The organism is Halomonas sp. N3-2A, from assembly GCF_002216165.1.
Classification (GTDB): domain Bacteria; phylum Pseudomonadota; class Gammaproteobacteria; order Pseudomonadales; family Halomonadaceae; genus Vreelandella.
In genome coordinates this window covers 2,530,385-2,543,525 of the sequence record NZ_CP022286.1, presented here as the reverse complement: position 1 = coordinate 2,543,525, position 13,141 = coordinate 2,530,385, and the positions used below count along the sequence as shown (strand labels likewise).

Sequence of the window (13,141 nt, the reverse complement as noted above, 5' to 3'; positions counted from 1 at the left end):
GATCAGATTAACTAGTTTATTAGCACCCTCACGTTAAGCAGTCGTTGATGCCGTTACTCCTTTATTGGCATTTACTTCAAGACTGCCTAGCTTTCAGTATCTGAGCGTGTGCCTAGATGGGGTTCTGAACGCATCACTCGGCGCTTAGCCCTACTTTTAGGTCACGCCTCCTGTCTTATTCCCGGCGCTTGTCGCCCAGCTTTCATGAGCAACTTTCTAACACACCGATGAATCTCACTGAACTCAAGCAAAAAACCGTTCCCGAGCTGCTCGATATCGCCCGCGAGATGGGTATCGACAACTTAGCCCGTTCGCGCAAGCAGGACATCATTTTCGCCATCCTCAAAAAGCATGCTAAAAGTGGAGAGGATATTTATGGCGATGGTGTGCTGGAAATCCTTCAGGATGGCTTCGGCTTCCTGCGTAGCGCTGACAGCTCTTACCTCGCTGGACCGGATGATATCTACGTATCGCCGTCTCAGATCCGTCGTTTTAATCTGCGTAAAGGCGACTCCATTTCCGGCAAAATCCGCCCGCCTAAAGAAGGTGAGCGCTACTTTGCCCTGCTCAAAGTTAGCCAGATCAACTTTGATCGTCCGGAAAATGCCAAGCATAAGATTCTCTTTGAGAACTTAACGCCGCTGTTCCCAGACGACCGGCTGCGCATGGAGATTGGTAATGGCTCTACCGAAGATCTTACCGCGCGCATCATTGATCTGACTGCGCCGATTGGTAAAGGTCAGCGTGGTCTGTTGGTGTCACCGCCTAAAGCGGGTAAGACACTGATGCTACAGAACATCGCGACGTCCATTACGCGCAACAATCCTGAGTGCCATCTGATTGTATTGCTGATCGATGAGCGTCCTGAGGAAGTGACCGAAATGTCACGCACCGTGCGTGGCGAAGTGGTTGCCTCTACCTTCGATGAACCGCCCGCCCGCCATGTGCAGGTTGCGGAAATGGTGATCGAAAAAGCCAAGCGCTTGGTAGAGCACAAGAAGGACGTGGTGATTCTGCTCGACTCCATCACCCGTTTGGCGCGTGCCTATAACACCGTGGTGCCCAGCTCTGGCAAAGTGCTAACCGGTGGTGTGGATGCCCACGCTCTTGAGAAGCCAAAACGTTTCTTCGGTGCCGCGCGTAATATCGAAGAGGGCGGTAGCCTGACGATTATTGCCACTGCACTGGTCGATACCGGTTCGAAAATGGACGAAGTCATTTTCGAAGAGTTCAAGGGCACCGGCAACATGGAAGCGCACCTTGACCGCAAGCTGGCTGAGAAACGCGTGTTCCCCGCGATCAATATCCGTCGCAGCGGTACCCGTCGTGAAGACCTACTGGCGTCAGAAGATGAAATGCAGCGCATGTGGATTCTTCGCAAGCTGCTCAACCCGATGGAAGACACGGCTGCTACAGAATTCCTGATTGATCGTCTGAAGGATACCAAGACGAATCTGGAGTTCTTTGAAGCGATGAAGCGCCGCTAGGCGCTGCATTACAGCCAAGCACTAGCGATAAATGTCTGACAGCCGGGGAAGTGCCTTGGGGAGAGTGCCTTGAAGTACCACGACTTGCGCGATTTTATTGCGGCACTTGAAGCGCAGGGTGAACTTAAGCGAATTAAAGCAGAAGTTGATCCTTATCTGGAAATTACCGAAATTTGCGACCGGACATTACGTGCTGGTGGCCCCGCACTGTTGTTTGAGAATGTGAAGGGGCACGACATGCCGCTGCTGGGCAACCTGTTTGGTACGCCTAAACGGGTTGCGCTGGGCATGGGGCAGGATTCGGTAGAGGCGCTGCGCGAAGTGGGTAAGCTACTGGCGTTTCTAAAAGAGCCCGATCCGCCTAAAGGGTTAAAAGACGCCTGGGACAAGCTGCCGATTTTCAAGCAAGTGCTAAGTATGGGGCCAAAAATCGTTAAGCGGGCTCCGGTACAAGCGCTATCGTTTGAAGGCGATGAGGTTGACTTGGATCGTTTGCCGATCCAGCACTGCTGGCCTGGCGATGCGGCGCCGCTAGTGACTTGGCCATTGGTGATTACCAAAGGCCCGCATAAAAAGCGTCAAAACCTCGGTATTTACCGCCAACAGAAAATTGCTAAAAACCGCCTGATTATGCGTTGGCTCTCCCATCGGGGCGGTGCGCTGGATTTTCTTGAGTTTCAAAAAGCGCATCCCGGTGAGCCATTTCCTGTGGCGGTGGCGCTGGGGGCTGATCCTGCAACAATTTTAGGCGCCGTCACACCGGTACCCGACTCTCTCTCCGAGTATGCGTTCGCTGGGCTTCTGCGCGGTTCACGCACAGAGCTTGTCAAGTGCGGACATGCTGACCTGGAAGTGCCTGCGTCTGCAGAAATCATTCTTGAAGGGTTTATTTACCCCGACGATATGGCAGCGGAAGGGCCATTTGGCGATCACACCGGTTATTACAACGAAGTCGATCACTTCCCCGTTTTTACCGTCACGCGGATGACCATGCGACGGGACGCGATATACCACTCCACGTATACCGGCCGCCCACCCGATGAGCCAGCTATTCTAGGCGTCGCGCTTAACGAGGTGTTTGTGCCGATCCTGTGTAAGCAGTTCCCGGAGATTGTTGACTTCTACCTGCCGCCGGAAGGGTGCTCCTACCGGATGGCCGTCGTGACCATGAAAAAGCAGTACCCAGGTCACGCCAAGCGCGTCATGATGGGGGTTTGGAGCTTTCTGCGTCAGTTTATGTACACCAAGTTTGTCATTGTACTGGATGACGATGTCGACGCGCGTAACTGGGAAGACGTGATGTGGGCAATTACCACGCGTATGGACCCAGCGCGGGATACCGTGATGGTGGAAAATACCCCCATTGATTACCTCGACTTTGCGTCTCCGGTGTCCGGGTTGGGTTCTAAAATGGGGCTCGACGCCACCAATAAATGGCCAGGAGAAACGGATCGAGAGTGGGGGACTCCCATCGTGATGGACGATTCGATAAAGACCCGCGTTGACGAGCGTTGGGACGAGCTGGGCATTGATATCCCGTTACCCACACCTCGCCACGGCTAACCCAGTGGCGCAGGTCGGACGATTCTTCATAAAGAGGCTTTCATGAGCGCAAGCACGTCAACTTGCAAGACGTTAACCTGCCAGGTAACCGCCGTTGAGGATTTAAATCCCGACGTCTTTGGGGTGACCCTGGAAGGGCGGCCAGAAGCCATGCAGCATGCGCCTGGCCAGTATTTAGAGCTGAAACTAGACGATAACACCTGGGTGCCGTTTTCAATTGCCAGCGCTGAACGTGGCGATGGCATTATCGAATTGCATATTCAGCACTGGCCTGAACGGGATAACTCTGCTCGCCTGAGAGAGTTGTTGCAGGTGGCCAACCAGTTGACCGTACGCTTACCCAGTGGTGACTGTGTGCTGGACGCCGAAAGCGAGCGCCCGCTACTGCTGGTCGCGGCAGGCACCGGTTTTGCACAGATGAAAGCCATTGTAGAAGCGACGCTACGGCAGCAGCCCGCTCGGCCTATCTCGCTATGGTGGGCAAACCGCGAGCACCGCGATCTGTATGCCGAAGACTTGGCCTGCGAATGGGCACAACAGTATGCCAATGTTGCTTTTCAAGCCGTAACAGAGTTTCCGCTTACCGAGCCGCTGGCGGTTGGTGAACGAATATCACACCATCAAGGACGCATTGACCTAGTGCTGGAAAGTGCCCTTGAGAGCGAACTTACAAAGGCTCAGTTGACGCTCAGCGATTGTGATATCTTCCTATCAGGCTCGCCGGGGATGGTTTATGCCTGTGTTGATGTGTTCGAGCGAAAAAACATCAGTAGTGAGAGAATGTTCTCGGATGTATTTGCCTACGCTCCTCGCCCTCACTAAAATGATTGGCCGATAACTGACGCACGGCATGTGCCGATAACCGATACCGATAAAAAAGGAGGCTTTCATGGCCCACCATGACGACAACTTCAAAGACGAATCAGGTTTACTTTCTATTGTGCTCGGCGTTGTGGTCCTGGTTAGCATGAGTGCACTGCCCGCAACGATTGGTTGGGTACAAGCGTTTGGCGGCTGATGGTTGCCATTTTGTTCCTATGCAGGCAGGATTGAACACTCAGATGTCATCGTTCTCGATGAGCAACGTGAATTAGACTTGTAAATTAGGATGTAGCCATGCACACAGCACAATGCACATGCCACACACAAGCAAGGCCGGTATCGGCGGCGAGTGCTTGGGCGTGCGTTGCTGCATTCTTTTATGCTGCCTATTGGTTTAGCCACGGTGTGCCCCTGGCCGACCAGTAGCGTCGCGTCATCAGGCACACCGACTAGGTTGCCTGCCGCATGCAAAGAAGCCTCGGTTGGTAGCCCAACCGAGGCTTCTTTCGTTTTAACGGTTTATTTAGTTTAACTATTCGGGTTTCACAGACATTTCATCAAGGAGCTGCATCATGATGTACCGCGCAAACTCTCTCGCTAATCTGCTCGCCAATATTGCCAACTATATCGGTTATGGCTATGGCTGGCGATTTAGCGACGCGCGGTCGGTGCAAGCTGCCACCTCCGACCGTGCAAGCCTGGGTGGCAAGTTGTTGTTATCACGATGTCACACGCTTCCGGAGAGTTAAGTTATGAATGCCCATGTCAGCCCTGCTTGCACAACCTTGTCAAACCTAGCGTCATTAACGAACGGCCCCTCAAGCTCATCGCAGCCATTGCCTTTGCCGGCAGAGCTACGCCGCAGTGTCGCTATCAATAGCCAGCTGGGTGAGCAAATTGCCCACCAGCGCCAGGCGGTTCAGCGTATCCTGAATGGTCAAGATAAGCGCTTATTAGTGGTTGTTGGCCCCTGTTCCGTCCACGATCCAGAAGCAGCGTTAGAGTATGCCGATCGGTTGGCTGCGCTAAGCGAAGAAGTTAGCGAGCAACTATTACCGGTCATGCGTGTTTACGTAGAAAAGCCGCGCACCACCGTTGGCTGGAAGGGGTTGGCATACGACCCTGGGCTAGATGGTAGTGGTGATATGTCAAAAGGCATCACCCTTTCTCGTGAGCTTATGCACGCGGTTGCTTCGCGGGGGCTGCCGGTGGCCACAGAGCTTTTACAGCCAATGCTAGCCCCCTACTTAGATGACCTGCTGAGCTGGGTCGCCATTGGTGCTCGTACCACTGAGTCGCAGTTACACCGAGAGCTGGCAAGTGATCTTGCGGCCGCAGTGGGGTTCAAAAATGCGACGAGCGGCGACGTTCAGGTTGCCATTGATGCCATGCAGGCAGCGGCTCATTCCCACCAGCGTTTCGCCATGGATAATGAAGGACGCCCGGTCATGCAGGAAACGGCTGGTAACCCCAATACGCATGTGGTGTTACGAGGTGGTCATGGCGAGCCAAACTACCAGGCGCATCATGTGCGAGCAGCGGTGAATACCCTACGAGACGCCGGACAGAACCCTCGCTTAATGGTGGACTGCAGTCACGCCAATGCGCGAAAAGATCACCGACGCCAAAGCGAAGTGCTGCTCGACGTGTTGGCACAGCGCAAGGCAGGCGATGCCAACTTGGTGGCGCTAATGCTCGAAAGTCACCTGTTTGAAGGTAAGCAAGCGCTGTCGCCTAACGCGATGCGCTACGGCGTATCGGTGACCGATGCCTGTGTGAGTTGGGAAACCACGGAACGATTGCTAAAAACCGCTGCTGAGCGAATGAGTTAACCCAGTCATCTTCCCGCAGCTGGATAATCTCTTGTTTGCCCTGGCCAGCCCCGTATCATAAGAGACTACTTTTTATGATGAGGTTGGCCATGGTTTTCACCCTTGAGCAGCATAATCCCAGTAGTTACCAGCGCAAGGCGCGAATGATCAGTATTGCCATGGCAGGGCAATTAATTGTCTTCGGGTTACTGTTCTCGATGCTGTTAACTTCCGCTTTTGGCAGCACCTTATGGCTCAATGGGCTGGGGGTCTTCCTTGGCTTGTTGGCCACCAGCGTACTGTTTGCGGTGCTTAAGGATCGCCCATGGATGGCTGAAATGCGCTATGTATGGCAGCTCAAACACCACCTTTCTCAGATTAGTGGCTACCTGCAGCCACTGCGCCGCGGCGTGGAGGAAGATAATCGTGTAGCGCTGGATATTGTGACATTTTACCATCAAGGCATGACGCAGCTCGCTGAACTTAACGGCCGTACTACCGATGATGATTCTGAACGCCTAGCTGAAAAAATGCAGATAAAGTTAAAGCGCGAAGAGCTGGGGCTGCCAGCCCAGGTTGACAGTTTTGACCCGCAGGACTTAAAAGCATTTAAGCGTCGCTAGCTGAAGTGAAATTTATTTATTAAGAAGAGCGAGGCCGAGCGTTAACTAGACGCCATTGACGGTGCCTATGATGATCAAAGGCATAACATCGATAGCAGTAACGATAGTGATAGCGGTAACGGTAACGGTAACAACAGTGATGACAACAGGGAGCAGAATGCATGACTTACTCACCTAATCGGTTAACCGGTTTGATTGCGCTAACGGCCACGGTTGCATTGACGGGCTGTGCAAATACTGGGACAACGCCTGCTAATTCTGCTGCTGGAGTGTCCAAAACAACCGTACACAGCAGCGCACCGCTACTGCCTGCTACGCTATTTCCAGGCAGCGCGGCCCATTTTGACGCTTGGGAGTGTCAGCCCGCAAACCAGAACTTGGTCACCGCGGTGAACGACGATAACCTGCGTCTTTGGTCACTACATGGTGCCTGGCGTTTACCGGAAGCGATTGTGGCAAGCGGTGCGCGCTATCAAGATGGTGAGATCAGCTTCTGGAATCGTGGCGATCAAGCGCAGGTTGAAACACCGCGTGGTCAGTTGCAATGCCAACAGGGGCAGCGCCGAGCCGCAGCAACCCGCGCTGACCATCCTGGCGTGATGTTTCTAGGGCGTGGCAATGAGCCGGGCTGGTCGATTGAGCTAGCTCATGATGCTCCGGTGATGACTTGGACAACGAACTACGGCAGCGAGACGCAAACCATGCCCTATATGGTAAGCGTCATGGACAATGAGGCGGGCAGAGTGGTGATTGAAAATGCCAACGCAGAGGAGTTTTTCCGCGTACGCATTGAATCAGGCGCCTGTTTTGATGACATGAAAGGCCAGCCGTATCCCGCTCGAGTCACGCTGACAATCGGCGGGGAACAGTACAAAGGCTGTGGTCAGGGCATCGCTCCTTAGTTGGCACGGTCTTTTGAGTCCACTGATGTGTCAGCAACGGTAAAGCGAAGGCTCGGCACGCCATTGTGCTTCAATAAAGTCGCTGGCACACAGTGCGGTGTTATCACCGATAGCCCTGGCAGCGAGCCTTGAAAGTATTTCCAGTCTAGGCTCTCGGGAGGTTTCTAGTTGCTCGCTTATGTCGGCAGGGTGCCAAGAACCATCTTTCCACGTTGCCAGGGTAAAACTGAACGGATGAAAGCCTGGAAAGCCAAGGCGAATATCGGTGGCGATTAGCGTTTCCTGACCATCGATCAACAGCGTGTCATAGCGTAGAAAGGGGCCAGTAAACCATGTCAGCCGTTGGCCAAGTGGGCTGGCTAGCACGCTTTCCTCAAGTGCGACGTTGCGCTTTATAGCTTCAAGCGTTGGTGCGTCCTGATTATCAAATACGCTGATCAAACTCTCAAAATAGCGATCTCCGTCAATAACCGTTGCGCGCCACAGTGCAATATTAAACGGCGTTGGTTGAATTAATACCGGCGCTGCCTGTAAGCCAGCGTCCGCCAGTGCTGGGGTTAAGCGTTGCTCAACGCTCCATTTCGCGCCTGCCGCCAGTAGTAAATACATGCTGGATACGACTAATCCGATCGTACAAGCCCGACGCACTTTTTTGGCGGCAATAGCGATGGTTAACGCAACCAGTAGCGGTAGGGTGTAAAAAGGATCGATAATAAACACGATAGGCCACGCTATGGGTGGCATATCCAGTGGCCAGAACAGCTGAGTGCCGTAAGTAGTAAATGAATCAAGTACCGGGTGGGTTGTCAGACAGAGAACGAAAAAACACCACCATCTCCCCAGGCTGATATCACGCGCAGGTATGAAACGCTGGCACAGTAGCGCCACTATCGTGGCTAAGCCAGTCAGCACAAATAGGGAGTGGCTAAAACCGCGGTGCTCAGTCACATTAGCCACTGCATCGCCATAATCAAGCATCACGTCTAGATCGGGCAGCGTGCCGAGCACTGCACCCATTAGTATGGCTTTGCGACCCAGTCGTTTACCTAATATTGCACCACCTATGGCGGCCCCAAGGGCTGCTTGTGTGACTGAATCCACGTAGGTCTCCTTGGGGTGGCCCCGTATTCCAAGTAAGCTAGGTATTATTGTACATGTCGGTGAAGAGGGTTTTTAAATGTCACGAAATCGTCTAGTTAAAGGTCTAGTGGGCAGTCTTCTTGCTGCCTATTCGCTAAGCGCTTTGGCAGCGCCTACGATTGATGTGCACAGCGATCCTAACTGTGGCTGCTGTAGTGCATGGGTCAGCCATCTTGAAGAAGCCGGGTTTACTGTAAACCATCACCGTGACGGCGACCTGCGGTCAGTCAAAGTAGCCAATAACGTTCCTGCAGAACTAGCATCTTGCCACACAGCCATCGTTGATGGTTACGTGATAGAAGGCCATGTACCCGCTGCAGATATTAAGCGGCTGTTAGAAGAGCAGCCAGACGTTATCGGGTTAACAGTGCCAGGTATGCCGCATGGCTCTCCGGGCATGGAAACCGGCCGGGTTGATGATTACGCTGTTCTCAGTTGGACCCGCAACGACAGTATTCCCGCTATCTTTAGCGAATATACCCAGTAATGATGGAGGGAGAATGACATGCAGTTTTTGCACACTATGGTAAGGGTAAGAGACTTAGATGCATCGTTGAATTTTTACTGCGATCTTTTAGGGTTGAAAGAAGTGCGTCGCAAAGAAAATGAGAAGGGCCGTTTTACGCTGGTCTTTCTCGCCGCGCCGGAAGATGAAGCGCGCTCCGAACGCTTAGCGGCACCAGAGCTTGAGTTAACCTATAACTGGGATCCAGAAGAGCTCACCGGCGGGCGCAACTTCGGGCATTTGGCCTATCGCGTTGACGATATTTACGCGCTATGTAAAAAGCTTCAAGATAACGGCGTTACCATTAACCGCCCGCCGCGGGATGGGCATATGGCGTTCGTGAAGTCGCCCGACGGTATTTCTGTCGAGCTACTGCAAAAAGGCGATGCGTTGCCCTCTCAGGAGCCATGGGCGTCAATGGAAAACAGCGGAAGCTGGTAATTTGTCAATAAGGAGCATGAGACAGTGACGGTCAAATTTGGAGCAATGCTAGCCGGTGTCGCTACCGCGCTATTAATCAGTGCGTGTAGCAGTACACCAGAGCAAGAGAGCACGGCAGCGCCGGAAAACGTGTCGCTGTCAGGACCGATAGTCGATCAGCGTTGGAATTTATTGCTAGTAGGTACCGATGAACGGGTATCGTTACCCAATACGCCATTCTTTCAAATTGGACGCGACGGCAGCGTGAGCGGTTCGGATGGTTGTAACCGATTTACCGGCAGTGTGGAGTTGGGTGAAAATCAGCGTATCGAGTTTAGCCAGCTCGCCTCAACACGCATGGCTTGCCCCAATATGGAAGACGCCAAGCAGGTAACAGATATGCTCGATACGGCCTATCGCTACCTCATCGACCATGATCGGCTGGTGTTTTTTGGACCAGATAGCCGCGTATTAGGCGGCTGGCGCGAAGCTAACTAAGCCTTCAGTTAGCATCTGATCGCAGTTATCTAGTTAGTGCTTAAAAGGCGGGTTGAAGCGGGCAATAAAGCGCGCATCAATCCGCTTTTTCCATTCCCATACCCAGCGGCCTGAGAAACCGATGGCGCCTCTACTGGCAATCGCATGGCCGTCGCCAGTGCCAATTAGAGCCAGGACACGTTTTGGTGGCTTCCACTCGGCCAGCGGTTCATTGTGACAGGCGGCGCGCAGGTTCTCCGCCAGCACTGGCCCCTGGCGCACGGCGTAAACTCCGGCCTTGGGTAGTGGAGAAGAGGAAAGTGGAGAAGAATGCCGTGGTTGATTGAACGCTGCACAGTCACCCGCGGCAAAAAGCCTCGGCTGGCCCGCTACCTCAAGTGTCTTATTCACCTGGATGAATCCCCGCTTATCCAGCGGCAGCGGGGTGTCTTGCAGCCAAGGTTGGCCAACGGCACCGGTAGCCCACAGCACGATATCCGCGTCAATCAGTTCGCCTTTAGAGGTGTGGACGCCACCAGCTATTAGCGCCTGGCCGCGCTCACCGTGCAGCACCGTAACGCCAGCCCGGCGCAGAGCACGTTGGGTTAACCAACGAGGTAGTCGACCTGCGTCGGGTAGCAGTGTTGTTGATGCGCTGACAAGCGCGCCCTGCCAAGTAATGTCTGAACGTTGTTGACGAAGCTGCGCCAACACACTCATTAAGGTTTCACAGCCTGCCGCGCCGCCGCCTACGCTTACTACCCGCTGTGTAGACCCCTGAGGGCACTGGTCGACTTTCTCTCTCAGCGCTTGCCAGCGGTGGTGCAGTGAACTGAGCGGTCGCATCGCCAACAAATAGGGGTTTTGTTTGCCATGTTTTTCGAGAAACGGCTGTTCAGGCAACCTTACCGTGGAGCCCACGTTAAATGAGGCTACATCGAAATGGATCGCCTCGCCGTTCGCTAGCGCTAGCTGGCGCTTAGTGGGATCGAGAGCCACTGCAGGCGAAGTGATTAAGCGAGCGCCTGCCCGTTGAGAGAGCGCCGCTACATCAATTTGTGTTTCGCGTAGCGTGCATTCTCCTGCCAGCCACGCTGGCACGCTGCCAGAATAGGCTGACAGCGCACTGTCGCTAACCACGGTGATAGCGATTGACGGATCTGGGTGCTGAGCAAAGGCTTCCAGCACGAAGGCATGGGCATGGCCCGCGCCAATCAGCACGAGATTTTTCATGGGGAGATCATTTTTCCGTACCACGCCGCCAGCGGAAATAACGCTCCAATAGGGTGAGAATACGCTCGGGCTTGTGGGCATTTTTCCACACGCCAGCGGTGGCCTTGGCAGCTTCGCCAAGGGTGGGATAGGGATGAATGGTGCCCAATAGCTTGTTAAGCCCCAGGCCATGCTTCATGGCGATGGTGAACTCTCCTAACCATTCTCCGGCGTTTTCAGCCACGATGGTCGCGCCAAGGATTTTGTCTTTACCGGGCACGGTAAGCACCTTGATAAATCCTTCAGTCGCGCCTTCGGCAATGGCGCGGTCGCTTTCACTCATGGCATAGCGGGTGACTTCAAACGCCACGCCCTTAGCGATGGCCTCTTTTTCGTTGAGCCCGACCCGCGCTACTTCCGGCTGAATATAGGTGACAGCAGGCATAAAGCGATAATCTACAGCGAAGCTTTTTAATTCACCAAACAGAGCATTAACGGCTGCGTGCCACGCCTGATGGGCAGCGGCATGCGTGAGTTGGTAGGGGCCTGCTAGGTCGCCGCAGGCCCAAATGTTGGGCAGCCGAGTTTGCAGACGCTCGTTGAGTTCCAGCGTGCCAGCGTTGGTAGTAGTGATTCCCAGCGCTTCCAGCCCCAATCCTTCAACATTGGCTTGGCGGCCAACGCTGACAAGCAAATAATCAAATTCGATGGTGATGAGCTGGCCATTGTGCTCTACCACCAGTTGATGTCCGGGGCCATCTTGGCTTACTTCCAAGGCGTTAGCGCCGGTCATTACGTTAACGCCTTCCTGGGTGAGCGTGCGCGCCACGTGTTCGCCTACGTCTTGGTCTTCTCGGCCTAGCAACTGTGGAATACCTTCCACCAAGGTGACCTGACTGCCCAAGCGGGCAAAACTCTGGCTGAGCTCGCAGCCAATTGCCCCGCCGCCGAGTACGACCAAGCGTTTAGGCAGTTCCGTGAGTGACCACAGGTTTTCTGAGGTGAGCAGTGGTGCATGCTCGATGCCAGGAAGCGATGGCACGCGGGGTCGTGCGCCAGTGGCTAGCACAATATGGCGGGCGGTCAGGGTTTTATCACCGACCTTAACTTCCCAAGGAGATGTCAGGGTGGCGTGTTCCTGATACACCTCAACGCCCAGTTTGGTGTAACGCTCGACACTATCGTGGGGTTCAATATCAGTAATGGCTTGATGTACGTGCTTCATCACCTTGGCAAAATCAATCTCCGGCTCGCCAGCGTTAACGCCAAAGCGGTGTGCTGTACGCATGTCGTGAGCAGCACGGGCGGCACGAATTAGCGCCTTTGAAGGTACACAACCGGTATTCAGGCAGTCACCGCCCATTTTATGCTTTTCTACCAACGCTACTTTAGCTTTTACGGCGCTGCCGATGTAGCTAGTGACCAGACCCGCCGAGCCGCCGCCGATGACCACAATGTCGTAATCGAACCGGGATGGGCGCTTAAAACCACGATAGGCATTGCGCTTTTGCACCTGTAGCGCAATACGGCGAGCTATCCAAGGGAATACGGCCAGCAGCGCAAACGAGGCCAAAAGCCCAGGAGAAATAATCCCGCCCAGGCTTTCAAGTTCCCCCAATTGGCCGCCCGCATTCACGTAAACCACCGTGCCGGGCAGCATGCCTAGCTGGCTTACCCAATAAAAGGTGACTGTTTTAAGCCGCGTTAAGCCCATCACCAGATTGATCATAAAGAAAGGGAATATCGGTACTAAGCGGAGGGTGAAAAGATAAAAAGCGCCGTCTTTATCAACGCCACGATTCACCGTGTCGAACTGGCGAGGAAAACGCTTTTCAATCGGCTGTCGAAACAGGAACCGCGAGAGTAAAAAGGCCAGCGTCGCGCCGATGGTGCTGGCAAAGGAGATAATTAACAGCCCCCAGCCGAGGCCAAACAGTGCGCCACCCAGCAGTGTGAGGAGTGTCGCGCCGGGTAGCGATAGTGTCGTCATGACCACATATACCGCAAAGAAAATGCCCGCAACTTGCCAAGGGGATTGCTGAAATGCAGCCTGGAAATCGCTGCGATAGGTTTGCAGGGTTTCCAAGGTGAAAAACGTATGGGCACCGCTCACGTAAAAGCCAAGCACGGCCAGTAGCAGCAGGGTGATAATCAGCAGGCGCTGGCGGTTCATGGCAGG

Annotated in this window: 14 protein-coding genes; 11 read left to right on the top strand and 3 right to left on the bottom strand. The window is 53.9% G+C overall.

The window, feature by feature from the left end; translation table 11 throughout:
* The first annotated feature begins 227 nt into the window (after positions 1-227).
* The 8 genes from rho to CEK60_RS11880 all read left to right on the top strand — a co-directional run bounded on the left by rho (position 228) and on the right by CEK60_RS11880 (position 7,208).
* Complete coding sequence (gene rho / locus CEK60_RS11905; RefSeq protein ID WP_038481222.1) at positions 228-1,487, top strand: transcription termination factor Rho; 1,260 nt, start codon at positions 228-230, stop codon at positions 1,485-1,487.
* Between the two features lie 69 nt (positions 1,488-1,556).
* A complete protein-coding gene (gene ubiD / locus CEK60_RS11900) occupies positions 1,557-3,050 on the top strand; it encodes a 4-hydroxy-3-polyprenylbenzoate decarboxylase (RefSeq protein WP_089039215.1) in 1,494 nt (497 codons plus the stop codon).
* Positions 3,051-3,092: 42 nt separating this feature from the next.
* Positions 3,093-3,872 (top strand): NAD(P)H-flavin reductase, encoded by a 780-nt coding sequence (locus CEK60_RS11895; RefSeq protein ID WP_089039214.1) that lies wholly within the window; start codon positions 3,093-3,095, stop codon positions 3,870-3,872.
* A 67-nt stretch (positions 3,873-3,939) separates the two neighbouring features.
* On the top strand, positions 3,940-4,068 hold the full coding sequence (locus tag CEK60_RS22810) for a hypothetical protein (RefSeq protein ID WP_264298868.1): 129 nt from the start codon (positions 3,940-3,942) through the stop codon (positions 4,066-4,068).
* A gap of 376 nt (positions 4,069-4,444) precedes the next feature.
* Complete coding sequence (locus CEK60_RS22395; RefSeq protein WP_193059958.1) at positions 4,445-4,621, top strand: hypothetical protein; 177 nt, start codon at positions 4,445-4,447, stop codon at positions 4,619-4,621.
* Positions 4,622-4,624: 3 nt separating this feature from the next.
* A complete protein-coding gene (locus CEK60_RS11890) occupies positions 4,625-5,704 on the top strand; it encodes a 3-deoxy-7-phosphoheptulonate synthase (protein WP_089039213.1) in 1,080 nt (359 codons plus the stop codon).
* Between the two features lie 89 nt (positions 5,705-5,793).
* The gene (locus CEK60_RS11885; RefSeq protein ID WP_089039212.1) at positions 5,794-6,306 is read left to right on the top strand and encodes a DUF3087 family protein; all 513 of its coding nucleotides are present in this window, start codon (positions 5,794-5,796) and stop codon (positions 6,304-6,306) included.
* Positions 6,307-6,467: 161 nt separating this feature from the next.
* On the top strand, positions 6,468-7,208 hold the full coding sequence (locus CEK60_RS11880; protein WP_089039211.1) for an MliC family protein: 741 nt from the start codon (positions 6,468-6,470) through the stop codon (positions 7,206-7,208).
* A 30-nt stretch (positions 7,209-7,238) separates the two neighbouring features.
* On the opposite strand, the gene CEK60_RS11875 is transcribed toward CEK60_RS11880, so the two are convergent.
* The gene (locus CEK60_RS11875) at positions 7,239-8,309 is read right to left on the bottom strand and encodes a metal-dependent hydrolase (protein ID WP_089039210.1); all 1,071 of its coding nucleotides are present in this window, start codon (positions 8,307-8,309) and stop codon (positions 7,239-7,241) included.
* A 76-nt stretch (positions 8,310-8,385) separates the two neighbouring features.
* On the opposite strand from CEK60_RS11875, the gene CEK60_RS11870 reads away from it, so the two are divergent.
* Genes CEK60_RS11870 through CEK60_RS11860 form a run of 3 tightly spaced genes read left to right on the top strand, consistent with a single transcriptional unit; the run spans position 8,386 to position 9,771 of the window.
* Positions 8,386-8,835 carry a DUF411 domain-containing protein gene (locus CEK60_RS11870; protein ID WP_089039209.1) on the top strand — a complete coding sequence of 150 codons (450 nt, stop codon included), beginning with the start codon at positions 8,386-8,388 and terminating at the stop codon, positions 8,833-8,835.
* 18 nt (positions 8,836-8,853) lie between these two features.
* On the top strand, positions 8,854-9,294 hold the full coding sequence (gene gloA, locus CEK60_RS11865) for a lactoylglutathione lyase (RefSeq protein WP_089039208.1): 441 nt from the start codon (positions 8,854-8,856) through the stop codon (positions 9,292-9,294).
* Between the two features lie 45 nt (positions 9,295-9,339).
* Entirely contained in the window at positions 9,340-9,771 is a 432-nt protein-coding gene (locus tag CEK60_RS11860; protein WP_193059995.1) for an META domain-containing protein, read from the top strand.
* A 33-nt stretch (positions 9,772-9,804) separates the two neighbouring features.
* Here the strand turns inward: CEK60_RS11860 and CEK60_RS11855 are convergent, their stop codons facing one another.
* Entirely contained in the window at positions 9,805-10,983 is a 1,179-nt protein-coding gene (locus CEK60_RS11855; RefSeq protein ID WP_089039206.1) for an FAD-dependent oxidoreductase, read from the bottom strand.
* A gap of 7 nt (positions 10,984-10,990) precedes the next feature.
* Positions 10,991-13,135, bottom strand: coding sequence for an FAD-dependent oxidoreductase (locus tag CEK60_RS11850; protein WP_089039205.1), 2,145 nt, complete (start codon positions 13,133-13,135; stop codon positions 10,991-10,993).
* Between the last annotated feature and the right edge of the window lie 6 nt (positions 13,136-13,141).

Bases quoted from the DNA above. Each gene is read 5' to 3' on its own strand.
- rho (WP_038481222.1), top strand. From the start codon at position 228: ATGAATCTCACTGAACTCAAGCAAAAAACCGTTCCCGAGCTGCTCGAT.
- CEK60_RS11895 (WP_089039214.1), top strand. From the start codon at position 3,093: ATGAGCGCAAGCACGTCAACTTGCAAGACGTTAACCTGCCAGGTAACC.
- CEK60_RS22810 (WP_264298868.1), top strand. From the start codon at position 3,940: ATGGCCCACCATGACGACAACTTCAAAGACGAATCAGGTTTACTTTCT.
- CEK60_RS22395 (WP_193059958.1), top strand. From the start codon at position 4,445: ATGATGTACCGCGCAAACTCTCTCGCTAATCTGCTCGCCAATATTGCC.
- CEK60_RS11890 (WP_089039213.1), top strand. From the start codon at position 4,625: ATGAATGCCCATGTCAGCCCTGCTTGCACAACCTTGTCAAACCTAGCG.
- CEK60_RS11885 (WP_089039212.1), top strand. From the start codon at position 5,794: ATGGTTTTCACCCTTGAGCAGCATAATCCCAGTAGTTACCAGCGCAAG.
- CEK60_RS11880 (WP_089039211.1), top strand. From the start codon at position 6,468: ATGACTTACTCACCTAATCGGTTAACCGGTTTGATTGCGCTAACGGCC.
- CEK60_RS11870 (WP_089039209.1), top strand. From the start codon at position 8,386: ATGTCACGAAATCGTCTAGTTAAAGGTCTAGTGGGCAGTCTTCTTGCT.
- gloA (WP_089039208.1), top strand. From the start codon at position 8,854: ATGCAGTTTTTGCACACTATGGTAAGGGTAAGAGACTTAGATGCATCG.
- CEK60_RS11860 (WP_193059995.1), top strand. From the start codon at position 9,340: ATGCTAGCCGGTGTCGCTACCGCGCTATTAATCAGTGCGTGTAGCAGT.
- CEK60_RS11855 (WP_089039206.1), bottom strand. From the start codon at position 10,983: ATGAAAAATCTCGTGCTGATTGGCGCGGGCCATGCCCATGCCTTCGTG.
- CEK60_RS11850 (WP_089039205.1), bottom strand. From the start codon at position 13,135: ATGAACCGCCAGCGCCTGCTGATTATCACCCTGCTGCTACTGGCCGTG.